This window comes from Vibrio sp. 9-16B-A1 (assembly GCF_056726165.1).
The window spans coordinates 121,121-146,754 of the sequence record NZ_JBSDZD010000008.1 but is presented as its reverse complement, the minus strand read 5'-3'; the positions used below and the strand labels follow the sequence as shown (position 1 = coordinate 146,754).

21 protein-coding genes and 1 pseudogene are annotated in these 25,634 nt (G+C 50.9%); 3 read left to right on the top strand and 19 right to left on the bottom strand.

Translation table 11 applies throughout. The features are described 5' to 3' along the window. Positions 1–236: 236 nt before the first annotated feature. On the top strand, positions 237–2,120 hold the full coding sequence (locus ACVB80_RS14405) for a beta-N-acetylhexosaminidase (RefSeq protein WP_481081983.1): 1,884 nt from the start codon (positions 237–239) through the stop codon (positions 2,118–2,120). 72 nt (positions 2,121–2,192) lie between these two features. On the opposite strand, the gene ACVB80_RS14400 is transcribed toward ACVB80_RS14405, so the two are convergent. From ACVB80_RS14400 to ACVB80_RS14345, 12 genes are all read right to left on the bottom strand, one after another. After that, positions 2,193–3,278, bottom strand: coding sequence for a hypothetical protein (locus ACVB80_RS14400; RefSeq protein ID WP_481081982.1), 1,086 nt, complete (start codon positions 3,276–3,278; stop codon positions 2,193–2,195). An 11-nt stretch (positions 3,279–3,289) separates the two neighbouring features. Beyond that, positions 3,290–4,051, bottom strand: coding sequence for an SDR family NAD(P)-dependent oxidoreductase (locus ACVB80_RS14395; protein WP_481081981.1), 762 nt, complete (start codon positions 4,049–4,051; stop codon positions 3,290–3,292). A 9-nt stretch (positions 4,052–4,060) separates the two neighbouring features. Beyond that, positions 4,061–4,864, bottom strand: coding sequence for an ABC transporter permease (locus ACVB80_RS14390; RefSeq protein WP_481081980.1), 804 nt, complete (start codon positions 4,862–4,864; stop codon positions 4,061–4,063). Positions 4,865–4,867: 3 nt separating this feature from the next. Then, positions 4,868–5,668, bottom strand: a complete 801-nt coding sequence (locus ACVB80_RS14385; RefSeq protein ID WP_481081979.1) for an ABC transporter permease — start codon at positions 5,666–5,668, stop codon at positions 4,868–4,870. Then, a complete protein-coding gene (locus ACVB80_RS14380) occupies positions 5,665–6,651 on the bottom strand; it encodes an ABC transporter ATP-binding protein (RefSeq protein ID WP_481081978.1) in 987 nt (328 codons plus the stop codon). Before ACVB80_RS14380 ends, ACVB80_RS14385 begins: the two co-directional genes overlap by 4 nt. Positions 6,652–6,655: 4 nt before the next feature. Next, positions 6,656–7,783, bottom strand: a complete 1,128-nt coding sequence (locus tag ACVB80_RS14375; RefSeq protein ID WP_481081977.1) for a radical SAM protein — start codon at positions 7,781–7,783, stop codon at positions 6,656–6,658. A 9-nt stretch (positions 7,784–7,792) separates the two neighbouring features. Then, positions 7,793–8,965 carry a radical SAM protein gene (locus ACVB80_RS14370; protein WP_481081976.1) on the bottom strand — a complete coding sequence of 391 codons (1,173 nt, stop codon included), beginning with the start codon at positions 8,963–8,965 and terminating at the stop codon, positions 7,793–7,795. Then, complete coding sequence (locus ACVB80_RS14365) at positions 8,937–10,016, bottom strand: hypothetical protein (RefSeq protein ID WP_481081975.1); 1,080 nt, start codon at positions 10,014–10,016, stop codon at positions 8,937–8,939. The genes ACVB80_RS14370 and ACVB80_RS14365 overlap by 29 nt, the downstream gene beginning before the upstream one ends. After that, entirely contained in the window at positions 10,013–11,278 is a 1,266-nt protein-coding gene (locus ACVB80_RS14360; RefSeq protein ID WP_481081974.1) for an ATP-grasp domain-containing protein, read from the bottom strand. Before ACVB80_RS14360 ends, ACVB80_RS14365 begins: the two co-directional genes overlap by 4 nt. Further along, positions 11,272–11,556 (bottom strand): phosphopantetheine-binding protein, encoded by a 285-nt coding sequence (locus ACVB80_RS14355; protein WP_481081973.1) that lies wholly within the window; start codon positions 11,554–11,556, stop codon positions 11,272–11,274. Before ACVB80_RS14355 ends, ACVB80_RS14360 begins: the two co-directional genes overlap by 7 nt. Positions 11,557–11,981: 425 nt before the next feature. Further along, positions 11,982–13,811, bottom strand: a complete 1,830-nt coding sequence (gene glmS / locus ACVB80_RS14350; protein WP_481081972.1) for a glutamine--fructose-6-phosphate transaminase (isomerizing) — start codon at positions 13,809–13,811, stop codon at positions 11,982–11,984. 72 nt (positions 13,812–13,883) lie between these two features. Continuing rightward, positions 13,884–14,645: a DeoR/GlpR family DNA-binding transcription regulator gene (locus ACVB80_RS14345; protein WP_481081971.1), complete on the bottom strand. Its 762-nt coding sequence runs from the start codon at positions 14,643–14,645 to the stop codon at positions 13,884–13,886. A 436-nt stretch (positions 14,646–15,081) separates the two neighbouring features. On the opposite strand from ACVB80_RS14345, the gene pykF reads away from it, so the two are divergent. Both pykF and ACVB80_RS14335 read left to right on the top strand, forming a co-directional pair. Next, positions 15,082–16,494, top strand: coding sequence for a pyruvate kinase PykF (gene pykF / locus ACVB80_RS14340; RefSeq protein WP_481081970.1), 1,413 nt, complete (start codon positions 15,082–15,084; stop codon positions 16,492–16,494). Positions 16,495–16,693: 199 nt separating this feature from the next. Beyond that, a complete protein-coding gene (locus ACVB80_RS14335; RefSeq protein WP_481081969.1) occupies positions 16,694–17,386 on the top strand; it encodes a GntR family transcriptional regulator in 693 nt (230 codons plus the stop codon). A 58-nt stretch (positions 17,387–17,444) separates the two neighbouring features. Here the strand turns inward: ACVB80_RS14335 and ACVB80_RS14330 are convergent, their stop codons facing one another. The 7 genes and pseudogenes from ACVB80_RS14330 to leuO form a co-directional block, all read right to left on the bottom strand. Beyond that, positions 17,445–17,576, bottom strand: coding sequence for a hypothetical protein (locus ACVB80_RS14330; RefSeq protein ID WP_481081968.1), 132 nt, complete (start codon positions 17,574–17,576; stop codon positions 17,445–17,447). A 155-nt stretch (positions 17,577–17,731) separates the two neighbouring features. Continuing rightward, positions 17,732–18,628: a GGDEF domain-containing protein gene (locus ACVB80_RS14325; protein ID WP_481082070.1), complete on the bottom strand. Its 897-nt coding sequence runs from the start codon at positions 18,626–18,628 to the stop codon at positions 17,732–17,734. A 129-nt stretch (positions 18,629–18,757) separates the two neighbouring features. Beyond that, a pseudogene (locus tag ACVB80_RS14320) lies at positions 18,758–19,483 on the bottom strand (cache domain-containing protein); the annotation flags it as partial. 217 nt (positions 19,484–19,700) lie between these two features. Next, entirely contained in the window at positions 19,701–20,195 is a 495-nt protein-coding gene (ilvN, locus tag ACVB80_RS14315) for an acetolactate synthase small subunit (RefSeq protein ID WP_481081967.1), read from the bottom strand. Positions 20,196–20,197: 2 nt separating this feature from the next. Beyond that, entirely contained in the window at positions 20,198–21,919 is a 1,722-nt protein-coding gene (locus ACVB80_RS14310) for an acetolactate synthase 3 large subunit (RefSeq protein ID WP_481081966.1), read from the bottom strand. Positions 21,920–22,281: 362 nt separating this feature from the next. After that, positions 22,282–24,087, bottom strand: coding sequence for an AMP-dependent synthetase/ligase (locus tag ACVB80_RS14305; RefSeq protein WP_481081965.1), 1,806 nt, complete (start codon positions 24,085–24,087; stop codon positions 22,282–22,284). 243 nt (positions 24,088–24,330) lie between these two features. After that, positions 24,331–25,293 (bottom strand): transcriptional regulator LeuO, encoded by a 963-nt coding sequence (gene leuO, locus ACVB80_RS14300; protein WP_481081964.1) that lies wholly within the window; start codon positions 25,291–25,293, stop codon positions 24,331–24,333. Positions 25,294–25,634: the final 341 nt, after the last annotated feature.

The window sequence follows — 25,634 nt, the reverse complement described above, 5'->3', positions numbered from 1 at the left end:
TCTGCAGCATTTTCCCGGAGAGCATTAAAGCTTCACGCCATACTGACAGCGTATAGCATTAACCGGAGGGGGCCGGATAATCAGGAATGAGTCGCAAAAACAGATTAATCATATGAGCTATGCCCACGCATCAAATGCCAATTGTTATGCTACTGGATCAGAGCATCCTCAGAGATACATAGAACCAGCCCCCGAAACGGGAACAACGTCTGCACATTGGTAATAAGGGAAATGTCGTGAGTAAACCAGGGTTACATTTTGAAATCTTAGATAATCAAAGCAAATCACTGAAGCTGGAAATTATTCTTGAAAACAACAGCGACACAGAACTCCGTGATTTTGTCCTGTGCTTTGATATGCCGCGCTTTATTGAAAAAGACAAAGTGATTAATGGTCGTGTGCACGATCAGACAGGGTCGCATATCGAGCTGTCACCACCGGATAATACGTTCATAGCCAAAGGGGACTGCTGGACTGTAACCATAGAAAGCTACACCTCCGGCCTCTATACGCTTTCAGAACGTCCCAGTGGCGCCTACCTGCGCCTGGGAAACAAGATTATTGATGTAGCCGTTGGCAGCCACAATATGAGCCAGCCCGAATCGCTCGACTTAAAGCCGCTGACACTGCCTGCCGCCCGGGCCGGCGTGATCCCGCAGCCTTTATCGGTTGAGAAAACACAGGGGAAGTTTCTCCTGACTCAGGAAGTCACTCTCAGCCCTGAAAATGCCAAAAACCGCAACGCAATCAACTGGCTCACTGACAAGTTAAGTGATACAGCTTTTCTGCCGGCAGACAATCTGCCCGTGATCTCTTTTATTGATGCCAGTGCGGACAACTTCGCACCGGAAGCGTATCAGCTGGTAATCAGCGAACAATCTGTCGTGATACGGGCAGCAACATCATCCGGATTTTTCTATGGCGCGGTCACTTTGGTACAACTGCTTGTCACCGGAGATAACACGGTTGAGTGCGGCACAATTACAGATGCTCCTCAGTACAAATATCGTGGCCAGTTTTTAGACTGCGCCCGTTCCTTTCACGACACAGAGACGGTCAAAGCCGTGATTGACCAGATGGCGTGGCTGAAGCTCAATCATTTTCACTGGCACTTAACCGATGATGAGGCGTGGCGCCTTGAGATCGACGCCTACCCCGAACTGACGCAAACCGGAGCCTGGAGAGGTGAGGGTGAAGCACAACCGTCCCAGTTCGGCTCAGGTCCGGAGCGCTATGGCGGCTGTTTTACTAAAGAGCAGGTGAAAGAAGTGATCGCCTGGGCAGCCGCAAGAGAAATCACCGTAATTCCCGAAATCGATATACCTGGACATGCCCGGGCATTAATCATGGCACTGCCACACTTACTCCAGGAAAAAGAGGACCAGTCTGAGTATGTCTCTATTCAACAATACCAGGATAATGTGTTAAATCCGGCATTACCCGAGACATATCAGGTGCTTGAAACTATTCTTGACGAAGTGTGTGAGCTGTTCCCGTCGAAAGTAGTCCATCTTGGTGGCGATGAGGTACCACTTCACGTATGGGAAAAATCGCCGGCATGCCGGAACAAAGCGAAACAGCTTGGGTTTAAGGATGTCAGAGCACTCGAAGGGCATCTTATCTCCCATCTGGAACGCTACCTTAACCAAAAAGGACGCAATATCGCTGTATGGGAAGAGGCCAGCCACAGCAATAAGATAAGCAATCGGGCACTGGTTTGTGCGTGGTCCAGCAGTGCAGAAGGACAAAAAGCGGCACAGGCTGGTTACCCCATCATTATGTGCCCTGCACAGGCAACATACCTGGACATGGCCTGGAACCGGGACGTCAACGAAACAGGCGTGCTCTGGGCGGGAGACATTGACCTGAAAACGGCCTACGAACTTGAACCCTCAGCTATTGAAAACAGTGAGCAAGTTACCGGCACACAGGCACTGGTTTGGACAGAATTCATCAAAGACAGGGCAACACTGGAATTTCTGCTGTATCCAAGGTTGTTTGCGACAGCCGAAGTTGCCTGGACAGCTCCTGACAATAAAAACTGGGAGCAGTTCCTGCCCAGAGTGGCAGCACACCTTATGTATCTGCAACAACAGAATATCAACTACAGACAGTTATAGAACCTGTTAATCCGGAAACAACAAAAGCCAGCTCTGCTGAGTTGGCTTTTTTATAAAGAGTAACTCAAAGCTTCAGCCAGCCAGTGTGTTATTGAAATCAACCCAGTATTGTGGGGACAGCAGCTCCAGCTTCGCCGCATCAATACCTTTCTGAGCTACCTGAGCAGGCGACACACGACGGGTTCTTTCTGCCATTTTCCCCAGCATCGCATACTCATTCCATTTACTGAGAACACGATGCAGATGCTCTCTCAGGGCATGCAGCGTGCTGATTTGCCCCGGACAGTTCAGTGCCTTTTCAGCAATATCGCACCACTGAACTTGCAGCGTCCTTTGATTTACGAAAATCCAGTTTCCAAACACACTGAACGGCTCGTTGAGCCGTTTGAGCTGCTCCATAGACCGGATATAGGCATGAACAGCCTGAACACCGGTACCCGGCTCCGCAGTGGTAAGGTTACGCGCATTTTTTCCGGCATCAGCCTTAATCTGGCTGAAGTTAAGTGGCATTGCCTGTTTGCTGTCAACACGCACCTGATAGCAGTTAAACGACCCTTTGAACCTGATCATAGATTCAAAGCACTCTCTGAAATCCTGTACCGGTACCGGATCGTTGAGGTAGTCCTGATCGTTCACCATGAAAGAGTTCATCTGACGATCAAACTGACTCAGCAATACAGTATGCTCATAACCCCTTACAATCCTGTACCCTGGCCTGGACGGGATGTAACCCATATCAAAATCAACCAGGGTCGGCTGGTGTTGCCCGAGCTGTCCGGTCAGATAACCGAGGAAAGCCTCAAAGCGGGTAAACGGCACCACATCAATACTGATCCCGCAACGCTCAGCAAGCATATCCGCCATCACACCATGAACGCCGGTCGTTTTCACTACCAGATACGGGTCGACATGGTGTTTAAAAAACGCAAACTTTGCAAACCCGGTTACCGGGTCAATCAGTGTCTGGTGCTGATGGTGATCATCCCAGTAGGAAAAACTGTGCTCTGCAAACAGGCTGGCAACAGGCGGGATCGGTTGTTGCAGTGTCGCCAGCGTATAGAGCCCAAATACAAAGCAGTTAGGAGGCGACTCCAGGGCCGCTTTATCAAACTCAAATGCAGACGCCGGTAACGCATCGATTAAACTCTGCTCTTGCATCATATCTGTCCTCAAAAAATGGAATAGCCGCCATCAATCGTCAGCGCATCTCCGGTGTGATAAGCACTCTCGTCCGACATAAGATAAACAGCGACAGGGGCAATATCTTTCGCTTTGGCCCACTTGCCCACAGGGATCCTCAGTCTCCTGATTGACTCATACTGACGCCTGTCTGCGATTACATCCTGGTTCATCTCCGTTTCGACCCACCCGGGCAAAATGCAGTTTGCCGTTATCTGAGCCGGTGCGAGCTCAATCGCGAGGGTTTTACACAGAGAAACTATCGCAGCCTTGCCCGCCGCGTAATCAGAAAAGCCGGCGGTTCCTTTCTGCGCTGCAACACTGGCGGTCACCGCGATTCTGCCCCCTTTGTTTTGCTGCTGCATTTGCATTGCTGCCAGCTTTAACGAATGGAATGTGCCAAACAAATTGGTACTGAGGTTTGTCGCCCAGTCACCGGCCGGGATATCCACAACCGGCTCTCCGCTCCCCCTCTCCCCCGCATTGGCAATAAATCCGTTGAGCTCACCTTTCCAGCTCACCACCTTGTCTATCGCGCGGCGAACCGATGACTCGCAGGTCACATCACATTCGATGATCAGAATCCGGTCTGGGCCGGAATCAAACTGCTGGTGAATTAACGGATAGCGCTCCGGATGACGGGAGGTAATCGCAACACTGGCCCCCTGTGCGTGCAGCGCCTGCGCCATCGCCAGACCAATTCCCCTGCAACTGCCGGTAATCAGTATTGTTTTATTGGTTAAATCAAACACAGGACCTCGCTAACTGGTTGCACTTTCATAATGACGCAGGGCCCTGCCCCATAACAGACGGGTGAGCCCTAACAGGATAACCGGTGCTGTGATCCCCCACAGCACCTCTGCTGCAGTAAGCTGGCCAAGCACAAATAGTGGCGACCAGTTGGTAATTAAAAACAGCGGGAAAACGACAGCGCCAATCAACTGTACTGGCCGTAAATGGATCTTGTGGGGTAAGTTATTGAAGTCCCACATCGCCCAGTAGAAGCTTTGTAACGCGGATATGTTTTTGAACTTAAACGCCAGCAACAGAGGCAGAACAAACAGGCCATACATAGTAACGATCCCCATGGCAACGAAGCCGGCAAAACCGAAAACATTCGCTGCTGTTAACGCCACGCCGGAGGCCTGCCAGCCATAAGCAATCAGACCTGCGCCGACGATGATATTGGGGACAGAGATCCAGGTCTCGACGTACCTGAGTGTGGCCATAAACTGAGAAGAGACCGGTTTGGTGAGTATCAGGTCAAAATCCCCATCCCTGATCTGCTGGTCAAAGACAACAATATTGAACTGCAGCATGCTGACAAAAAACACCGTCATCAGCATGTAGGTACCGATAAAAAGATAGATACTGTCAGGGGAGAGCCCTGCGATGTGTACGCCGGTATCATGGACAATGTAGGCGTACATCAGCTTAACGAACAGATAGCCCATTTCAACCATGACGTTCAGCGCGATATTCACCCTGTACTCAAGCTGACGCATGGCATTAATTTTTAATAAAAAACCGTATATTCTGATATGTTTAATGAGTTCATTCCACATACGTTATCCTCCCAGCGCAATGAAGCTCTTACAGCCACGGTTCCATACCAGCCGCGACAAAGCCCACAGGGCCCCGATCCAGAAAAACTGAACCATCAGCCCGCTCATCAGCTCAGCGTCAGAGACCCGTCCGAGAACCACTTCAATCGGAAAGAATATGATGTACTGAAAAGGTAAACAGCTCAGTATCTCCATTCCCGTTTCGCCAAATACGGTCAGCGGGAATATTCCTCCGGACAGCAACAGGCCGATAATCCGGACGGATTCAAATACTCCCCAAACCTCCTGAGCCCAAAATGCGACCAGCCCCACCATGAAAAACAGAAAGAACTGGATCATAAATGCCGCACACAAAACGACGGTTAACAGCAAATAGTTCCTGATGGCAAAGTGAACATCCAGCACGTGTGAAAGGGCAACTCCGCATATGCCAATCAGCACCAGCGTCACCGTAAAATAGCTGATATTTTGTCCTGCATAGCTCGTAAACCGGTATCCAAGATAAGAAAGGGGCTGGATAAGAAACCGGTTCAGGCCCCCCTCTTTAATATCGATCGCCACTTCGTACTCAAAACCGGTCCTCAGCGCCTGACCGACGAGCGAGGCAAAAAGGGTATATGCCATCATTTCCGGGTAGCTGTAGCCATAGACCACCTCTGCGCCTGTGTAGGTGAAAATGGCATGCCACAGCATCACCTGCAGCAGAATAGGAAAGGCGGAAGAAAGCAGACTTATCAGATAATTAAGCCGGTAAGTCAGGGACATCTGCAGCCCCATTTTTGCAATAAAGAGGTACTTGTTCATGCAGACACCCTGGTACCGGCATAGAGTCGCTCCAGGCTCTCTTCGAGCGGAGGTTCTTTGATATTGATATCCGCGACATCCATTTTCGATAAAATCTTAGTCAGCACCACATTAGATTCCTGCCTGGTGACTTCGAGAATGATCTCGTTAGGACCTGACTCAACCACCTGACCATAAATGGAAAAGTCCCCGGGTGATAAGGTGGAGTGGGTATGAATGTGCAGGTGCCGTTTTGCACCAACAAAACTGCTGAGATGGCTCAGCTCACCATTGAAAGCCAGCCCGCCATTTTGAATCACCAAAGCCCGGTCACACAGGGTCGCAATGTCCGTCATGTTATGACTTGTCAGCAGCATCGTAGTGTTTTTTTCTTCTGACAGTGTCTTTAAAAACGCCAGGATGGCCCGCTGGGACAAAAAATCCAGTCCCAGCGTTGGCTCATCAAGAAATATCACATCGGGCTGATGCAGCATTGCCGCTATCAGCTCCATCTTCATCCGCTCACCGAGTGAAAGGCGCCTGACCTGAATATCCAGTAAGTGCCGGACGTTGAGGATCTCACTCAACTCACCAAGCGTGTTTCGGTAAGGAGCATCATCAATCTCATAGATGCGTTTGTTAAGCTCAAAGCTGTCCAGTGCCGGCAGGTCGGGCCATAGTTGCTGCTTCTGTCCCATCACGACAGAGAAACGCTTCTTAAACGCTTTCTTTCGCTCCCAGGGAGTAAATCCCATCACAGTGGCATGTCCTGAGGTGGGGTGAAGAATGCCAGACAGCATTTTCATCGTGGTGGTTTTGCCCGCACCATTAGGACCGATAAAAGCAACAATTTCGCCCCGCTCAACTTCAAACGATACCGACTTCACCACCTCTTTAAACTGCTGTTCTCGCGCCCACAGGTTTTTTACCGAGGCTTTAAGTCCGGATTGCTTCCGGTAAAAAGGGAAGCCTTTGCTCAGGTTTTGAACCGATATATAACTCATATCATTACCTCTTATTCGGATCGGCGTAATAGCGGGCACACGACCCGCAAATGGGGAACAAACCGCCTTCGTTTCTGAGTTTTTGGCGGAAGTTTTTCATAAGGCTGCCATTCCATATCGCGGACACGCTCTGCTGGTTAACATTGCCCAAAGGCACGTCATAAAAGGTGTGGCAGGGAGTAACGTCACCATTGGAGGCCACTTCCATATAGATCCATGGAAAGAAGCATTTATCCCGCTGATCCGCGAGAGCCTGATACTGCTTGGAAAAATAAGCCCGGTAGTTGTCACTGGCGATGGTCCTGGGGTAACAGACAAAGTAGATATCGCGCTTTTTACACTGCTGCTCTACCCAGCGGATCTGGCTTTCAATGGCTGAAAAATCCATGGTTTCAAACTTACGGACATCATCCAGCATCCCGGCTGCGCAGGGAGTTTCCTGCACACCAAACAGGCGCTTAAACAGACTGAGATGCCTCTCGTGCTCACTCGCCGTCGCGAAAGTCTGAAACTCGATACTGATATGGTCGACCATATCCAGGTTGAGGCAGTGCTCAAAAAAGCCCTGGATATACAGGTGTGTATGCGGCGTCACAATAAACGTGTAACCAATTTTCGGCTCCTTTAGTCCCTTTGTTTCCCTCAGGTCAAACAGGGCAGCCACGCCTTCCTGCACTTTCTGATACACGTTTTCGCCGCGCTGGGCATCATTGATCTCTTCAGGGCCGTCGAGCGATACCCACAGGCGGTTGGGCGGAGTCTCAACCAGAGACTCGGCTTTACGCTTCAAGAATGTGCCGTTGGTGGGCACATCAACCCTTGCGCCTCCCCTGCGAATCCGGTCTACCACCTCTTCAAACCACGGATACATCATGGGCTCGCCCCCAAACAGGGCAAAATAAGGCTTAACGGGCAGGCACTCATCAATGACTTTGAATACGACCTCTTTGTCCAGACGGGTTAACCTGCGGCCGTGATAGGTCCCGTTTTCTCCCCACTCGTAACACATTTTGCATCGCAGGTTGCAGGCATCCGTCAGCTGCAGAGTTACCCACACCGGCAGTTTGTTTTGCAGAATATTGGTGTTGAGCGGTGGCTTACCGGCAATGTTGGTATTGGTGATTTCTGACATAATATCTCCCTATCCGGTGCTGTAGAGCAGAGTGCATTTGGAACAAACCGGCATCAGCCCACAGTGAAGTTGTTTACGAAATGCCTGATAGGCACGCCCGCGCCAGACATCTTCAAGCGGAAGCAGTTGCAGATTGCCGACATCAAGTTCAGGGAAAAACTTACAGCTCGACACATCGCCATTGGGAAGAACATCCAGCCGGTTCCGGATCGCAGTACAAAAAGTTTTATTTTCTGCCGGGGTGGTACTGCCCCTGACAAAACCCTCAACCTCACCAGGTTCCAGGTTCGGGTGAAAGCGTACCCGGCAACTCCAGGTTTCAGCAGTGATACGCTCAATGTCTTCAAGCAGGGCGGGAATACGCTCAGGTGACAGATGGTAAGTGTAACCATGCCAGCTGCACTCATTGGAGGCGTCCAGCCGGCTCTGTTTCCAGGGCAGGTTGGTGCTGACCCACTGGTCCATTTCAAGGGCAACAGATGTCGGGATATACCAGGGGAAAACCAGATAAACGCTGTCGACACCAAGCTCAGAAAAGTAAGTGACAAACTGATGCAGCTTACCAATCGTATGGTCACTGATGGTCAGGCAAAGCGAGATTTTTCCCGCAAACCGGCTCTGCTTCCGCAGCTCCAGAACCCGCCTGATCGCCCGCTCCACCCGCTTAAATACCCCTTTGCCGCGAATGGCATCATTATCCTCTTCAAGGCCATCCAGGCTCACCAGTAAAGCCAGCCGGTCATCAATTCTCTTCAGCTGAGCCAGCTGTTTTTCAATCAGCAGGCCGTTGGTACAAATGGTCACCCAGCGGGGGTGCTGCTCAAACAACCCCATCAGCCCTGTCATGTTTTTATACATCAACGGCTCCCCACCCCACAGATAGAACGGAGCCTGAGATTCTGAGGTAGAGGCCAGCAGCTTTTCGACGATCTCCAGCGGGACTTCATTACCGCGTTCAGATTTACCCAGCTGATGATGATAGCCATCATCATTCCATTCAAAACAATGCCTGCAGCGTAAGTTGCAGTGGTTGTTCATTTTTATTCCCACTTGCTGAGGAGTGTCGGCGGCCCAGTCAGGACTGCCACTCAGCCCGCGTCTGGTGGACGCAATCTGCCCCGCTCTGTGCTTAAGGCGCGAGAACCCCTCCTCATCAAGCTTCAGTGAGGTTTTCGTTTTCATACCTTTCTCCAAAAATACTGTTACCTGCTCCCGCCTCAACAAGCCGGTGGTGACACCACTCTATGGCAGCGGTGGAATAGCCCTGCTCCTGCCACTGTTTAAAACTGATAGCGAAACCCTGGTCAATCCAGCTTTGACCATTTTGTTTTTCGTAGTCACCAAAATGAGGGAGCAATACCAGCGGGGTAGCTGTTGCCAGACTGTCGAGCAAACTGGCACCGCCAGGTTTGGTCACCAGGGCCAGCGAGTGCGACAGTTGCTGCTGAAAAAAAGCCGTGTCCGGGCGGTGGGGTATATCCGTTTTTGCAGCTTGTTTTAATCGCTGAACAGGAAACTGCCCACCGTTTAAACAGCCTTCAACCCAGGGTTTCCAGCGTCTGTCGGTTTCCAGTAAATGATCGGATGGCATCGCACCGGATACTGATGGGGTCAACAGGGTAAACCTGTTCCTTAGCGCAGGTAAATATTGTTCAGGATGACCAATGTTCCAGCCGCCACCATGAACCGCGACACGCTTCAGGCGCTGCTCCCAGCCAACAACCGGAGCCGGTGGAATCAGGTGCCGGAGGCAGCCCGGCGACAGTGGCCAGTGATGAGTCACAGGCAGGCGGGTATCGGTTTGCCACGAGAGAGAAAGCCCGGTATCCATATGGACGGCATCAATCTGAACTGGCGATATGCCATTAAAATCATCCAGACAACGCTCAAGTACTGAAGTCCAGAAACCACTGAACAGGATAAACTGATGCGCGCCAGACTCACGCCAGCCCTGAACCACACTGGCCAGTTTCTGAGGTTCGATCGCCTGTAACACAGACCGGGGGCTGTGAGTCAGCCACTGCTGGGTCAAACCTGCGGTGCGCAGGTCTTTTTGACACAGCGAACGGGTTCTGAGAAATCGTTTAAGCGCATCATCAGTGTATAACTGTTCAATAGCATGAAAGTGGATCTGACAGCCCTGTTGCTGTAGCCATTTTGAGAGCGTGACCGCTGGTACAAAGCTGCCTAGCCCGCTGCTGGCGGTTAAAATAACAATCGGACAAGGCTTCATAAAATGGTGGCACCCTGTTTTTCTAACGCGCTTTGAAGATAAGCCGGTACACCTGAGCCTGACTGAATGGAATATAACCTGCCGATGGCGGGTTGCTCACCGCCTGAAAGCTGCAGGCACCGGCTGTTTAAAGGAACGATCCCCTGTTTCGCACCGGGCAGGCAGAGCGCCCCGCTCTGCTCCAGATCGCTGAGTAACTGTTTAAAGTCTACCGGCGAGGTATACCGGATGGATGCTTGCCGGAACGCCGGTTCATCCAGCGCCGGAAGCGCCTTAAACCAGGTTTGTGCGATATTTCCCATCGATTCTCGCGCATTAACTTCGACCACCGGAACAATGGCACCATCTTTCAATAACATAGAGTCAATGCAAACCGGCCCCCAGTATCCGTCGTTATAAACAGCACGCAGCAGAGGCATCAGTTTTTGAATGTAGTCATATTCGCGAATACGCTTTTCCAGCCCGTCAGACGTCTTTCTTATTCCCGAAAACTTCAGCCTGTCATTGACGACTTCGCAACAGTGGAGAAACTCAATACTTCCGTCTTCGGTTATTTCCCACTGACTTGAAAAATCCGTTTCTTTCTCAAGAAATGGCTCCACAACCAAAGCCATTTGTCGTCCTGCGGTGACCTGTCTGGTCAGATGCCGGATCACCCTCGACAGAACAGCAGCGTTTTTAACCACCAGGCTTCCTTTCCCGGAAACGCCGAACGGCTCTTTGAGGATCAGCGGCAACGGATGCTGACTGAGTTGTCCGATACAGGAGTGAGAGTGCAATACCGTCCCGGCGTGGTCGATATTGAGCGCGTGACAACGCTCAACGGCATATCGCTTGTCATTGACCTTAACGACACTCTCATAACCGGGCAGGTGTAAACTGGTGAAATGGTTTTGATACGCGCCGGGGATGTTGGCAAATGGACGCTGACGGCTTGCGCTGAAAAGGCCCGCGACTTCGGCAAGTACGTCGCCCCCTTCACGCCAGTTAGGCGCTCCCAGCCCCTGCCACCGTGGAAGGTCTTCGCAAACAAAGTGCCTTTGCGGAGCAATACCAAGCTGCCGGTGGTAAGCCGTCAGATACCTGTCAGGCTTTACCAGGGTGAGCACTGATTCAGAAGCGTGCCTGGGTAACAACACTTCATCGAGCAGGTGATCGTGAAGCGGCTGATTGTCATTGTAAAATGACGGCAGCGAGCAATATCGCCGGTCATTCCAGAGCGCTTCAGCATTAAAGCATGCCCAGGTGATGGCGTTTAGCATGCGACCGCTTGTCTGTTTTTTTCAGAATCAATAAAAGTGACCAGCGCACTCACACTCTCCATGATGGAAAAGTCAATCTTTTCAAAGTCGAGCTGCAAATCAAAAGCAACCTCAAGCTCCAGAAGAAAGTCGATTATGTCGAGCGAGTCCAGCCCCAGGTCATTAATAAGGTGGCTTGAGCCACTCGCTGTATCTTCAATGGACGGATCATTTTTTATCTGAGCAACGATCTGAACAATCTTGTCGAATGTCATAGTGAGCCTTTTTTTATTAATCATCTGACTTCATTCAGGTCATCGCGCGGATAACGGTCCATAAACGGTTAACACCGGCATCACTGAACATATGTAAAGTAACTGAATGCCTTCCTGAACAAGGCGGCAAATGAAACTAATTACGTATGGAGAGATATAAATTGGCACTGCCAGTGTAGCAACCGGCAAAAAAACAAAATGCGAGCAGAAAGTGAACAGCCGGTATCAGCACCGGTTCATTGCGGGAAAAAATGCGAGTGACAAGATAGTATTTCCTGACCTTTACACCAGCCAGGGCTGCAGATGAAAAACTTTGGAAAGTACGACAGGGACAGACAATCTGACGGTCTGTTCCGCAGCAATTGAGCGGGCAACAACCACGGACGCAGGATAAAACTACAGCAACGACTGTGAGAGCTTATCTTACTCCCACAGCCGTTCAGTGGCGCTTACTCTACCGTTACCGATTTCGCCAGGTTACGAGGCTGGTCTACGTCGGTACCTTTAATAAGGGCAACATAGTAAGAAAGCAGCTGCAGTGGCAGGGTGTAGACGATAGGTGCAATAAACTCGTCACAGTGCGGCACGCTCAGCACTTTCATGGTGTCATCGCTTTCGAATGAGGCGTTGGCATCGGCGAACACGTACATCAGGCCACCACGGGCGCGCACTTCTTCCACGTTAGACTTCAGCTTCTCAAGCAGTTCGTTGTTTGGCGCTACCACGATGACCGGCATATCCGCATCGATCAGTGCCAGCGGACCGTGTTTCAGCTCACCGGCTGCGTACGCTTCTGCGTGGATGTAAGAGATCTCTTTCAGTTTTAGCGCCCCTTCCATCGCGATCGCAGACTGCTCGCCACGGCCAAGGAACAGGGAGTGGTGCTTGTCAGCAAAGTCTTCCGCCAGGGCTTCAATAGGCTCAGCCATAGACAGAGTCTGCTCGATTTTCGCCGGCAGAGACTGCAGCGCAGACACCAGCTTCGACTGCTCGCTGTCGCTCATGCCGTTGTGGCGGCCAATCGCACCAGCCAGCATCAGCAGACCCGCCAGCTGAACGGTAAAGGCTTTGGTTGACGCCACACCGATCTCGGCACCGGCTTTCATCATGTACGCCATATCTGATTCGCGAACCAGCGATGAGCCCGGTACGTTACAGATGGTCAGGCTGGCCATATAGCCCATCTCTTTAGCCAGACGCAGTGCGGCCAGGGTATCGGCGGTTTCACCCGACTGAGAAATGGTCACCAGCAGCGAGTTTTCAAATACGTGTGATTTACGGTAACGGAACTCAGAAGCGATCTCGACGTTACAGGAGATCCCCGCCCACTGCTCAATCCAGTAGCGCGCCACCAGACCAGCATGGTAACTGGTACCACAGGCGATGATCTGTACGTGTTTCACTTTGCTCAGCAGCTCTTCGGCATTTTCACCGAATGCAGAAGCCAGAACCTGGCCACCAGACAGACGTCCTTCCAGGGTACGCTGGATGGCAATCGGTTGTTCGTAAATTTCTTTCAGCATGTAGTGGCGGTATTCACCTTTGTCACCGGCATCGTGAGAAACTTCCGATTCCTTGATTTCACGCTCTGCCGCGTTGCCTTCGCTGTCGAAGATATTGACTTCAAAACGGGTCACTTCTGCAACGTCGCCCTCTTCCAGGAAAGAGAAGCGGCGGGTTACCGGCAGCAGCGCCAGCTGATCAGATGCGATAAAGTGCTCACCCATACCATAACCAATCACCAGCGGGCTGCCTGAACGGGCAACTACTACGCGGCCTGGGTCACGCTTGTCCATCACTACAGTGCCGTAAGCGCCTTCCAGCTGTTTCACGGTTTTTTGCACCGCTTCGAGCAGGGTTTCTGCGCTGCGCAGTTCCCACTCCACCAGGTGGGCGATCACTTCTGTGTCAGTCTGAGACTCAAAATGATAACCGCGCTCACGCAGGATAACGCGCAGCTCTTCGTGGTTTTCGATGATGCCATTGTGCACCACGGTGATGTCACCTGACATGTGCGGGTGAGCGTTCACTTCTGAAGGCTCGCCGTGGGTTGCCCAGCGGGTATGCGCGATACCGGTACCACCGGCTACTTTCGCTTCGCTGACGGCGTCCGCCAGCTCCTGCACTTTACCCAGACGGCGAATACGGGTCAGCTCAGAGCTGCTGTCCACTACCGCCACCCCGGCAGAGTCATAGCCACGGTATTCCAGACGGCGCAGGCCTTCTACCAGGATTTCTGCCACATCACGTTGTGCTACTGCACCGACGATTCCACACATATTTCTACTCCAGTTTTTCAGTTGTCCCTGTTCCGGCAGCAAGCAAAGGCCTTAAAGGGAGACAATTTTTGATCAGGCACAAATCACTTTTATGCCGTGAGATTCCATTTGCTGTTTCTGTTCAGGCTGCAGCCCGCTGTCAGTGACGACGACATCTATCTGGTCCCAGCCCAGTTCCAGATTGGGGATCTTACGCCCCACCTTGTCTGACTCGACCATCACAATCACTTCACGGGAAACTTCGGCCATAACCTTGGACAGGCCCAGCAGTTCATTGAAGCTTGTAGTGCCTCTTGCAAGGTCGATGCCATCGGCGCCAATAAAGAGCTGGTCAAAGTCATACGCACGCAGTACCGACTCCGCGACCTGGCCCTGAAAGGACTCAGAATGCATATCCCAGGTTCCCCCGGTCATCAGCAGGGTAGGTTCGTTTTCAAGCGCGTTAAGCGCGCTGGCCACGTTTAATGAATTCGTCATCACTACCAGTCCGCGCTTATTATTAAGCTGCTCAATCAGAGCACCTGTGGTACTGCCACTGTCGATAACAATTCGGTTATGATCACGTATCAGACGCGCTGCCGCTTCCGCCACCAGCTTCTTGCGAATCGAAACTTTTGTCTGGGTATCCTCGTGCACCACCTCTTTCGGCAATGCGACAGCGCCCCCGTAGCGCCGCAGTAAAAGGCCTCCCTGCTCTAAAGCGGCAAGATCTTTCCTTATGGTCACTTCTGAGGTTTCAAACTGAGCGGACAGAGCTTCAACACTGACTTCACCGAGTTCTTCCACCTGTTTGGCGATAGTGTGTCTTCTTAGCTGAGTGTTTCGTTTCGACATGAATTTGGCGGCCGTTAAATTTCGTTTCGAAAGCATTCTAGTCGAAGTGAAACTTTTTTGTCTATTTTTTTCACAGCAAAAAATTAATAAATTGAGACAAAACCTTGTCCTAAGACAATTCAGAACCGTGATATTAGAAAGATTCGGTGGTAGAATTCGCACCCTAAAGAAAAAAAATTACATAATTTTTCGTTATTTTTTTGCAATGACTTTCAGATTGAATGTTACCAGACGGAAAATTTTTGCTGACTTCGATAGCGTTTGACAGAAGTCTGACTACACTAAACTTAAGATTTCGCGGGCTTTGCCGGCCATAAGTGATGAAATAGTTAACAAATAACAGAGTTTTCATTTTGTTGTCATTTTCTTTCTTATGTACCCGGGTTACGCGAAGAACAAATTGAATTGTAACTATACTTACCGGAGAGTATCTTCCATGAAAAAGACCAAAATCGTTTGTACGATTGGCCCTAAAACCGAATCTGTAGAGAAGCTGACCGAGCTGGTAAACGCAGGCATGAACGTAATGCGCCTGAACTTCTCTCACGGCGACTACGCAGAGCACGGCACTCGTATCGCTAACTTCCGTCAGGTGATGGAAGCTACGGGCAAACAACTGGCGATTCTTCTGGATACTAAAGGTCCTGAAATCCGTACTATCAAACTGGAAGGCGGCAACGACGTTGATCTGGTTGCGGGTCAGGAATTCACTTTCACAACTGACACTTCAGTTGTTGGTAACAAAGACACTGTAGCAGTAACTTACGCTGGTTTCGCAAAAGACCTGGCTGAAGGCAACACTATCCTGGTTGACGACGGTCTGATCGAGATGGAAGTTCTGTCTACTACTGAAACTGAAGTTAAGTGTAAAGTACTGAACAACGGCGCACTGGGCGAAAACAAAGGTGTTAACCTGCCAGGCGTTTCTGTACAGCTGCCGGCTCTGTCTGAAAAAGACAAGAACGACCTGAAATTCGGTTGTGAGCAGGGCGTTGACTTTGTTGCTGCTTCTTTCATCCGTAAAGCTTCTGACGTTAAAGAGATCCGTGAAATCCTGACTGCGAACGGCGGCGAGAACATCCACATCATCTCTAAGATCGAGAACCAGGAAGGCGTTGACAACTTCGACGAGATCCTTGAGCTGTCTGACGGCATCATGGTTGCACGTGGTGACCTGGGTGTTGAAATCCCGGCTGAAGAAGTAATCTTCGCTCAGAAGATGATGATCGAGAAATGTAACCGTGCACGTAAGATGGTTATCACAGCAACTCAGATGCTGGACTCTATGATCCAAAACCCACGTCCTACCCGCGCTGAAGCTGGTGACGTTGCTAACGCCATCATGGATGGTACCGATGCAGTAATGCTGTCTGGTGAAACTGCAAAAGGTAAATACCCTGTTGAAGCAGTAACCATCATGGCTCAGATCGCTAACCGCACTGACTCTGCACTGAAAGCTGAACTGGGTTCACGTCTGGACAGCCCACGTCTGCGTATCACTGAAGCAGTATGTAAAGGCGCAGTAGACACAGCTGAGAAACTGGCTGCTCCACTGATCGTTGTTGCTACTGAAGGTGGTAAATCTGCACGTTCTGTTCGTAAGTACTTCCCGACTGCAAACATCCTGGCGCTGACTACCAACGCTAAGACTGCAGCTCAGCTGGTTCTGACCAAAGGCGTTCGCCCTGTACTGGTTGACTCTATCGCAAGCACCGATGAGTTCTACCACAACGGTAAAGACCTGGCTCTGTCTTCAGGTCTGGGTAAGAAAGGCGACATCGTGGTAATGGTTTCTGGTGCACTGGTTGCTTCAGGCACAACTAACACAGCGTCAGTACACGTTCTGTAATCACTAAAATTTAGTGTCATATCTTAAAAGAGGGCTTATGCCCTCTTTTTTTATTAAACCGCTTGCTGGTCCTGATTTGATGACGTAATATCCTTGTTACTGAACTGCGTATGGTTAAACATTTATCATTACAATAGTTTAGCTACAAACATAAGCAGTGAGAATGGAATCTGTGTAGAAGAAAAATAACGAGGAAATTGTGTCTAGCCCTACTCTAGCCGACAAAGTTAGCAAAATGATCCGTCAGGATATTTTAGATGGCGAGCTCGCTCCAGGCCAGAAACTGGTTGTTGCTGAGCTGAAAGATAAATATCAGGTCGGGGCATCTCCTATCCGTGAAGCCCTGGTTCAGCTGGCCTGGACCAAGTATGTACGCCTTGAACCACAAAAAGGCTGCTGGGTAGCTTCAATGTCAAATCATGAACTCTGGGACCTGTTTAACAGCCTGAAAGTTGTCTCATGCCACCTGCTTAGCCAGGCGATTGAGTCTGGTGATGAAACCTGGGAACTAGATGTTCTGTCCGCATTCCATAAACTGTCCCGTATTGAGCATTCTGCCGGTGACTACCCGCACTCTGAGTGGGAAGAGCGTTACCAGCAATTCCACAGCGCCCTGTTTTCAGGCTCAGCCGCACACAGCATGCAGTCATTCTTTGATGACCTGAACCACCAGCTGGCCCGTTACCGTCACCTGGCTCTGAACTCCAGCATGTTCACTGTTGGCAACTTCCTGGATGTGGAGCTGCATGAAAAGCTGATGAAAGCCGCACTGGCCAAAGATTCAGATCAGGCAGACTCGCTGCTGGCCAACTATCTGGATGTCACCCGCACCAAGATCGCACACGTACTGGAATCTGAGCCAACGCTTTCAGAGCCGGTCAGCTACGCATAGGCGCAGCCATATCAGACCTTAGTCGTATAAAAAAACCGGGATATGCTATCCCGGTTTTTTACCACCCAAAGAACTCTTTATGATGGGTGTTGAGCAGCAGTACCATCGGCAGAAAATAGAGCGCACTCAGCTTAAAGCCAAGTATCACCAGCATTCCTATGGTCAGCCGCACCAGAAAATGGTTAACCATCACTTATCTCACCACTAAAACAGACATCTTACAAAGCCGGCTGACACAGCCAGACTGATAGTTTACACAACTATCAGTTTAGCTCAATTAATGACCAGTACCAGACTTTAGTCTTAGTGTATAAAATGCAGGACGGCACCTTGTGGAATCGAGGTTCAGGCCAGGTCGCTGTCCCCGTCACATGCAGAAACCCGGTTACGCCCGCCGGATTTGGAGTCATACAGGGCGATATCCGCCAGTTTATAGGCCCGGGCACTGTCACCCCGGATATCTGTCACCCCGATGCTGACAGTCACCTGGTATTCGCTCTCCTCTGCTACCACAGCCAGTAAACGGTTGAGTAACACCACGGCCCCCTCGAGATCTGTGTTTGGCAACAGCAGGGCGAACTCCTCACCGCCAATCCGGGCCAGAAAATCGCACTCTCTCAGCTGCTCACCGATGATCCGGGCTACCGATTGAATGACAATATCCCCCTGATCATGACCGTACTGATCGTTGATACGCTTGAAGTGATCAATATCCACCAGCGCCAGACATGCCTGATATTTTCCGCTGTAACGCTCACACAGTCTCGACTGCTTTGCCTGCTCCTGTTCAAACTTACGCCGGTTCCAGCAGCCGGTCAGGCTGTCGCGCTCGCTGAGATGTCGCAACTGATCTTCGAGTGCTTTGCGCTCACTGATATCGACAAAGGAGCAGATAAAATAACGGCTGGCGAGTTTACTGCTGCTGATACGCTGGATCCGGGTGATAGAGACAGAAAAGCCACCATCAGAGCGTACCATTTTCAGCTCCCCCTCCCAGATGCCCTCTTTTCTCAGCCAGGTTGCTATGGTGTGAAGCTGCTCCTGACCATGTTTTGGCGACAAAAGACAGAGCGCATTCGCCCCTTTAATGCTGTTGAAATCGTGCCCGACCAGCTTTTCGAATTCGCGGTTCACCATGATAACCCGCATCCGGCTGTCAGCGATCAGTACCGCAGACATACCATCAATCGCTGCTCTGGCGAGCTTACTCTCCAGGCTGCGCTTATGGTACACCTGAACCATGTAAGCGGCCGGAAAGGCAAACAGGAACAGGCTGGCAAGACCAAACATAGCCCGGCTGAACAACACGTGCAGCTTACCACTGACCTGTTCCAGCAACTGCTCTTCACTGAACTGAAGTATCAGGAACAATTTATCACCGTGGAAAAAATTGACCTGAGTATAAATAAACAGGTTGTCGTAAGCGTAATCAAACCCAGCCGGCTCCCTGAGAACTTTGCCCCAAATCTGCGGATAGAGCCTTGAAAAACTGTGAACGGAACGCGAAGGAAGCAGGAAACCAAACAGCTTACTCTTGTCTTCACTGACCAAATAGAACCCGGAGACGTCGAGCACTTCCGGCACGTATTCCCGGTTTGGCGAATACTCCAGCACATCACTGACTGTCCACAGATCCACCCTGGCAATGACATACCCGATACGCTGCCTTTCACTGTGAACCGGTACCAGCAGAGTGATCACCGGATTCAGGGAGCGGGCGGTATCATTATCAGCGATCTCCACGCCCCATACCCCAACATTACCAGGCTTCACCCGCCGGGCAAACTGGAGCAGATCCGGGTCGGTCTGTCCGGTTTTCACCGGCATTAAAGAGGCAGAATCATCTGAAACCCTGATCACTACCTGCTCCCGGCCATCCGGGGTGATCAGCGCGATATGGCGAAACCAGTCCTAGGCAACCGCGATCGAGAGCCAGGCATCTTCAATATAGGCTTTCAGCGCCTGATCCGGGGCGCGCAGGTAGTCCTGAACCTGATGGCTGCCTGCAAGCAGCTCCATCGTAGTGGTGAACTGAGCCTCAAGCTCTTTATATTCCCGGGCGCTGTATTCGAGCTGAATAAAGCTGTCTTTGATCACCTGCTGACGGTGCTCATCGAGAATGGCGTGGTACTGCTGCCAGGTCAGTGCCCCCACCAGCAAGACTGAACCGGCAATGGTCACCGCTAAGTAAATCAACCACTTTTTCAGCTGCACAACCGGCTCCGGGGATAAGAAAAAGAGGAGTATATAATTATTTAAGCAAACAATAAAAAAAGCCGCCTTTAATTCAGGCGGCTTAGTGAGGTGGATCGTATCAGGCTTTCAAAGCGTGCTTTCCGCGGGCGATGCCGACTACGCCGCTGCGGGCAACCTCTATCACGTCGGTCACCTCGGACAGCGCGCTGATGAAAGCATCGAGCTTCTCACTGGTACCGGTCAGCTGCACCGTATACTGAGATGCGGTCACATCAACAATCTGGCCACGGAAAATATCCGCCGTCCGCTTTACCTCAGCTCGGGCAAAACCATCGGCTTTTACTTTCACCAACATCAGTTCACGCTCAATGTGCTCCAGTTCAGTGACTTCCTGTACTTTGAGTACGTCAATCAGCTTGTGCAGCTGCTTCTGGATCTGCTCCAGCTCCATCGCATCGCTGGCAGTGGTGATATTAAGCCGCGACAGGGTTTCATCATCGGTCGGTGATACAGTCAGGGATTCGATGTTGTAACCACGCTGAGAGAACAGGCCCACCACGCGTGACAAAGAACCCGGCTGGTTTTCCAGTAACAGGGAAATGATATGTCTCATGATCAGGTCCTCTCCGTTTTGCTCAGCCACATCTTATCCATGCCTTCCCCTTTGATCTGCATCGGGTAAACATGTTCGGTCTCATCCACACTGATATCGACAAATACCAGCCGGTCTTTCATCGCCAGCGCCTTTTTCAGCCCCTCTTCCAGCTCATCAGGATGACTGATGCGCATCCCAACGTGGCCGTAAGCCTCCGCGATGGCGGCAAAGTCAGGCACCGAACTCATATAAGAGTTAGAGTGGCGCCCCTGATAGATGATGTCCTGCCACTGCTTCACCATACCGAGGAAGCGGTTGTTGAGGTTGATGATCTTCACCGGAATATCGTACTGCAGTGCCGTGGAGAGCTCCTGAATGTTCATCTGAATACTGCCGTCACCAGTCACCACCACGACCTCTTCATCCGGCATGGCAAATTTCACACCCATACCGGCGGGCAGGCCAAAGCCCATGGTGCCGAGGCCACCAGAGTTGATCCAGCGACGCGGCTGATTAAACGGGTAATACAGGGCGGCAAACATCTGGTGCTGACCCACATCAGAAGCCACGTACGCGTTACCGCCGGTCAGGTTGTGCAGGGTTTCAATTACCTGCTGAGGTTTGATTCGTTCTGGTGAGGTCTCATACGCCAGACACTTACGCTCGCGCCAGCCCTGGATCTGCTGCCACCACAGCGCCATCGCCTGCTGGTCATTACAGCCCTCTTCACCGTTAAGCAGCTTATACATGGTTTCCAGCACTTTTTCTGCCGAGCCCACGATAGGCAAATCCACTTTCACATTCTTGGAAATCGAAGACGGGTCAATGTCGATATGCATGATTTTGGCACCCGGACAGTACTTCTCCAGGTTGTTGGTGGTCCGGTCATCAAAACGGACCCCGACACCAAAAATCAGATCGGCATTGTGCATCGCCATATTGGCTTCATAAACACCATGCATGCCCAGCATACCGAGGAAATTCTTGTGGGTACCGGGAAATGCTCCCAGTCCCATCAGGGTACTGACTACCGGCAGGTTCAGAGATTCTGCAAGTTTAAGCACGTAGTCGTGAGCTTCTGAAATCACCGCTCCGCCACCGATATACAGCACAGGGCGTTTGGCTTCCAGTAATGCTTTGAGTGCTTTTTTAATCTGCCCCTTGTGACCACTGGTGGTCGGGTTATACGAGCGCATCTTGATGCTTTCCGGATAACGGTAAGGCAGTTTCACCTGAGGATTCATTACATCCTTGGGCAGGTCAATCACCACAGGACCAGGGCGGCCGCTTGAAGCGATATAGAAGGCTTTTTTGATGGTTTCAGGAATATCTTCCGCTTTCTTTACCAAAAAGCTGTGTTTTACGATCGGGCGGGATACGCCAACGATGTCACACTCCTGGAATGCATCATTACCGATAAGGTTCGTCGCCACGTTACCGGATATAACAACCATTGGAATCGAGTCCATATACGCGGTGGCAATGCCGGTGACCGTGTTGGTCGCACCCGGGCCGGAACAGACCAGTACCACACCGGGATGACCGGTGGCACGGGCATAACCGTCTGCCATGTGGGTTGCCGCCTGTTCATGACGGACCAGGACATGCTTGATTTTATCGGTTTTCTCGTGGAGGGCATCGTAGATATCCAGGACCGAGCCTCCCGGATAACCAAAGATCTGTTCAACACCTTCATTGATCAGAGACTGGACGACCATCTCTGCGCCAGACAACATTTCCATATTTTCTCCTTGCCAGCCTCTCCGCTCAGCATGGTCAGCTGGCGGGCTGGTTTCACATAGTTAGGGCTTATTTGTAGCCTAAAGCGAAATAACTCCGGTTTTCCTGCTATGTGCTCGCGCCGGATCATAATCCTGCGCAAGGTCACCTGAGCACTGTATCCCCTGCCCGGCCCTGTGTCTAATGCGAGCCAGCGCGCATAAATGGCATAATCCGGCCCTGGTGGAATATGTGAGCAGCAGATAGTAAACGGCCAGCTCTAATCAGAATGACTCTCTGTAAGGGTTTGTTAATTTGGTTAAAAATTTTGCAATAAAAAAGGCCCGTCACAGCAATGACGGGCCTTTTGAGTTATCCGGAAAGGTTACTTTTTGCCGGGTTCGGCATACATCTCTTCGATTTCGTCCTGATAACGATCATTGATCACTTTACGGCGCAGCTTCTGGGTCGGGGTCAGTTCGCCCATATCCATAGAGAAAGCTTTTGGCAACAGGGTAAATTTCTTCACCTGCTCGAACTTGGCCAGCTCATTTTGCAGCTCTGTAAGGCGCTTTTCAAACATCTCAACCACTTCACTGTGACGGATAAGCTCCATACGGTCGTGATACTTGATGTTCAGCTCTTTGGCGTACTCTTCAAGGCTGTCATAGCACGGTACGATCAGGGCCGACACAAACTTGCGGGTATCGGCGATCACCGCGATCTGTTCGATAAAGTGGTCCTTACCGATAGCACCTTCAATCACCTGCGGGGCGATGTACTTACCGCCGGAGGTTTTCATCAGCTCTTTAATACGGTCGGTGATAAACAAACTGCCCTGCTCATCGATATGACCGGCATCACCGGTTTTCAGGAAACCATGCTCGTCAAAGGTCTTCGCGGTCTCTTCCGGCAGCTTATAGTAGCCGCGCATTACCATAGGGCCTTTCACCAGAATTTCGTTATTGTCACCGATTTTTACCTGAGCGCCCGGCATCGAAGTACCAATAGAGTCCGGGTCAAAACGGCCGTCATCCCAGCAGGAGATAGTCGCGGTGGTTTCGGTCATGCCGTAACCCAGCTTGACGTTAATACCGATGGCGTGGAAGAAGCGGCCAATGGTTTCATCCAGTTTGGCACCACCACATGGCATAAAGTTGATCTGCCCGCCAAGCAGGGCACGCAGTTTGCCCAGCACCAGCTTGTCAGCCAGTTTATGACTGCGGCGCAGCAGCCACGACGGGCGGCGCTGCTCCTGTTCACAGGCCACCATTTTGGCGCCCATGTTCACCGCCCAGGTAAACAGCATCTTACGCACCGCCGGTGCTTTGGATACTTTTTCATGGATTGCAGAAAAGATCTTCTCATAGAAGCGCGGTACAGCACACATCACGGTCGGACGTACTTCGCTCAGCGCATCACGCACCTGCATGGTGTCCTGCAGGTAACAGTTAGTTGCGCCTTTGTACAGCACGTAGAAAGTCCAGGCGCGCTCAAAAACGTGAGACAGCGGCAGGAAACAGAGGGAGACATCGTCTTTGTTCAGCTTCAGGCGGCGGTCATGGCCTTCCAGCTGCGCAGCGATGTTGGCGTAATCCAGCATCACCCCTTTCGGCTGGCCTGTGGTGCCGGAGGTGTAAATCAGGGTCAGCAGATCATCAAGGCAGGTATCGCCCTGGCGCTCATTCAGCTCAGATTCAAATGCCTCACCGCCCATGGCGATAAACTCGTCCCAGTGCAGTGAAGCTGTATGGCCCTGCAGGTCGATATCCCCGCTCATGGCAACAATCAGCTCCAGCTGCGGACACTGGTCAAATACGCTGATCGCTGCATCAAACTGCGGCTGCTCACCAACAAACAGTACTTTTACATCGGCGTTATCGATAATGTAAGCTGCCTGCGCTGCGGTATTGGTCGGATAGATTGGAACCGTAACCGCTCTCAGCTGAAGGCTTGCCAGATCGGCAATGGTCCAGCGCGGCATATTGTTGGAAAAGATACCGACTTTGTCCTGCACCCCCAGTCCCTGAGCCAACAGGGCAAGGGAAAGAGCGTCGGTCTGCTCACCAAACTGCTTCCAGCTGATGCTCTGCCACGCACCCGCCACTTTGTGGCGCAGTGCGGTACGGGCACCGCCTTTGGCAATCTGATCACGAATACATTTTACGATGTGAAATTCTGACATGGCCATCTGCTTTACCTTTGGCTTACATTTGTAAGCTGATTTGAGCGCACAAGTGTACATTCAGGCGGCTAAAAGGCAACCGTCAAATGGCAAAAAATAGATCTATCAACTGTAAAAAACCGTAACAGCAGTAAGGGCTGCGCCAGCCAGGCAGTACTGTAACGGATTCTGTTGATTTTTACCGGCACCCCAATAAAAAACACCAGCCCGCAAGCTGGTGTTTTTAAAAGATTTAAATCTGTATCCGAATTAACGCGCTGCCGCGATAGTCTCACCACAAATCATCATCAGCTGATCACGCATCCAGATGTGCGCTTTGTCTTTCTCTGATGATTCATGCCAGCTCAGGTAGCCCGAGATAAAGCGGTTTTCTACCGGCAGTTCCAGGATCTTCACGTTCTGAGTCTCAGACATGCTCTCAACCAGCCAGCGTGGAGCGATAGTGATCAGCTCAGACTGGCTTACCACGTACAGGATGTTGCTCAGGCTTGAACCCTGGTAAGCAGACTGACACTCAAGGTCACGGTACGCCTGCTCAGAGAAGCTGCGCATGCCGTTAACGCGTGACAGAGTTGCGTGGCGCTCAGTGCGCAGCTCTTCCAGAGAAATGCTGTCACCCAGGCGAGGGTGAGAAGTAGAAGCCACAACCACCAGCTCATCACTGAAGATTTCAGTGCTTGAGTAACCCTGCTCTTCAAAACGGGCGTAGTTGATTACAAAGTCCACTTCCTGGTAGCGCATTTTTTCGCTCAGCAGGGCGTCAACATCAGAGTCTACAGTCAGCTTGATACCTGGTGCCTGACGGGCAACAGAGTTCATGATGTTCGCTGCAAAGCGCATGTCACACGGGCTGCATACAACCAGACGGAACAGACGTGAAGACGTCTCAGGGCTGAAGATAGAGCAAGGCAGTTCGTTGCGGATCAGCTGCAGAGCCTGACGCACAGGACCAAACAGTTGACGGGCACGCTGGGTTGGCTGAATACCGCGGCCATGACGCATAAACAGCTCGTCATTAAACATATTCTTCAGACGCGCTACAGCATTACTGACTGCAGGCTGAGACATGCCCAGATTGTGCGCCGCACGGGTAATATTCTGTTCCTGCATTACTGCATCAAAAACAGTCAGAAGATTCAGGTCCACTCCACGTAATGTCGATTCCATTCGATAACCAGCTACAGCCTGATTTGTTACATTTCTGTTCGACATTTTTTCTTTGCCTCTAATGTTGTCACGTTTGCCGAAGTGCGGCGGGAAGTTTCAGTTAACAGGAAAGCAGGAAGCCATTTTACGCATTTAGCCGGGCTATGCTTTCGTCTTGCACTCTAATATCCGGCAATAGTTATGTAACAACAAGAGGTTTAATATTAAATTACGATTTTTTACTCAGCAACATTAACACCCCTTAAAATACAAAGACTTAATGGTTATATAAAAAAAACTAAAACCCACAATTAATATCCTTTGAGATTACCAGAGACAAAAAACATACAAACAACAAATGAAATGGTTTGTTTTTTACTAATTCAGTGACGTTATAACTGGTTGAG

Excerpts from the sequence above, each read along its gene's own strand:
- ACVB80_RS14400 (WP_481081982.1), bottom strand. The coding sequence starts at position 3,278 with ATGCAAGAGCAGAGTTTAATCGATGCGTTACCGGCGTCTGCATTTGAG.
- ACVB80_RS14390 (WP_481081980.1), bottom strand. The coding sequence starts at position 4,864 with ATGTGGAATGAACTCATTAAACATATCAGAATATACGGTTTTTTATTA.
- ACVB80_RS14385 (WP_481081979.1), bottom strand. The coding sequence starts at position 5,668 with ATGAACAAGTACCTCTTTATTGCAAAAATGGGGCTGCAGATGTCCCTG.
- ACVB80_RS14380 (WP_481081978.1), bottom strand. The coding sequence starts at position 6,651 with ATGAGTTATATATCGGTTCAAAACCTGAGCAAAGGCTTCCCTTTTTAC.
- ACVB80_RS14375 (WP_481081977.1), bottom strand. The coding sequence starts at position 7,783 with ATGTCAGAAATCACCAATACCAACATTGCCGGTAAGCCACCGCTCAAC.
- ACVB80_RS14370 (WP_481081976.1), bottom strand. The coding sequence starts at position 8,965 with ATGAAAACGAAAACCTCACTGAAGCTTGATGAGGAGGGGTTCTCGCGC.
- ACVB80_RS14365 (WP_481081975.1), bottom strand. The coding sequence starts at position 10,016 with ATGAAGCCTTGTCCGATTGTTATTTTAACCGCCAGCAGCGGGCTAGGC.
- ACVB80_RS14360 (WP_481081974.1), bottom strand. The coding sequence starts at position 11,278 with ATGCTAAACGCCATCACCTGGGCATGCTTTAATGCTGAAGCGCTCTGG.
- ACVB80_RS14355 (WP_481081973.1), bottom strand. The coding sequence starts at position 11,556 with ATGATTAATAAAAAAAGGCTCACTATGACATTCGACAAGATTGTTCAG.
- glmS (WP_481081972.1), bottom strand. The coding sequence starts at position 13,811 with ATGTGTGGAATCGTCGGTGCAGTAGCACAACGTGATGTGGCAGAAATC.
- ACVB80_RS14345 (WP_481081971.1), bottom strand. The coding sequence starts at position 14,645 with ATGTCGAAACGAAACACTCAGCTAAGAAGACACACTATCGCCAAACAG.
- pykF (WP_481081970.1), top strand. The coding sequence starts at position 15,082 with ATGAAAAAGACCAAAATCGTTTGTACGATTGGCCCTAAAACCGAATCT.
- ACVB80_RS14330 (WP_481081968.1), bottom strand. The coding sequence starts at position 17,576 with ATGGTTAACCATTTTCTGGTGCGGCTGACCATAGGAATGCTGGTGATA.
- ACVB80_RS14325 (WP_481082070.1), bottom strand. The coding sequence starts at position 18,628 with ATGGTTCAGGTGTACCATAAGCGCAGCCTGGAGAGTAAGCTCGCCAGA.
- ilvN (WP_481081967.1), bottom strand. The coding sequence starts at position 20,195 with ATGAGACATATCATTTCCCTGTTACTGGAAAACCAGCCGGGTTCTTTG.
- ACVB80_RS14310 (WP_481081966.1), bottom strand. The coding sequence starts at position 21,919 with ATGGAAATGTTGTCTGGCGCAGAGATGGTCGTCCAGTCTCTGATCAAT.
- ACVB80_RS14305 (WP_481081965.1), bottom strand. The coding sequence starts at position 24,087 with ATGGCCATGTCAGAATTTCACATCGTAAAATGTATTCGTGATCAGATT.
- leuO (WP_481081964.1), bottom strand. The coding sequence starts at position 25,293 with ATGTCGAACAGAAATGTAACAAATCAGGCTGTAGCTGGTTATCGAATG.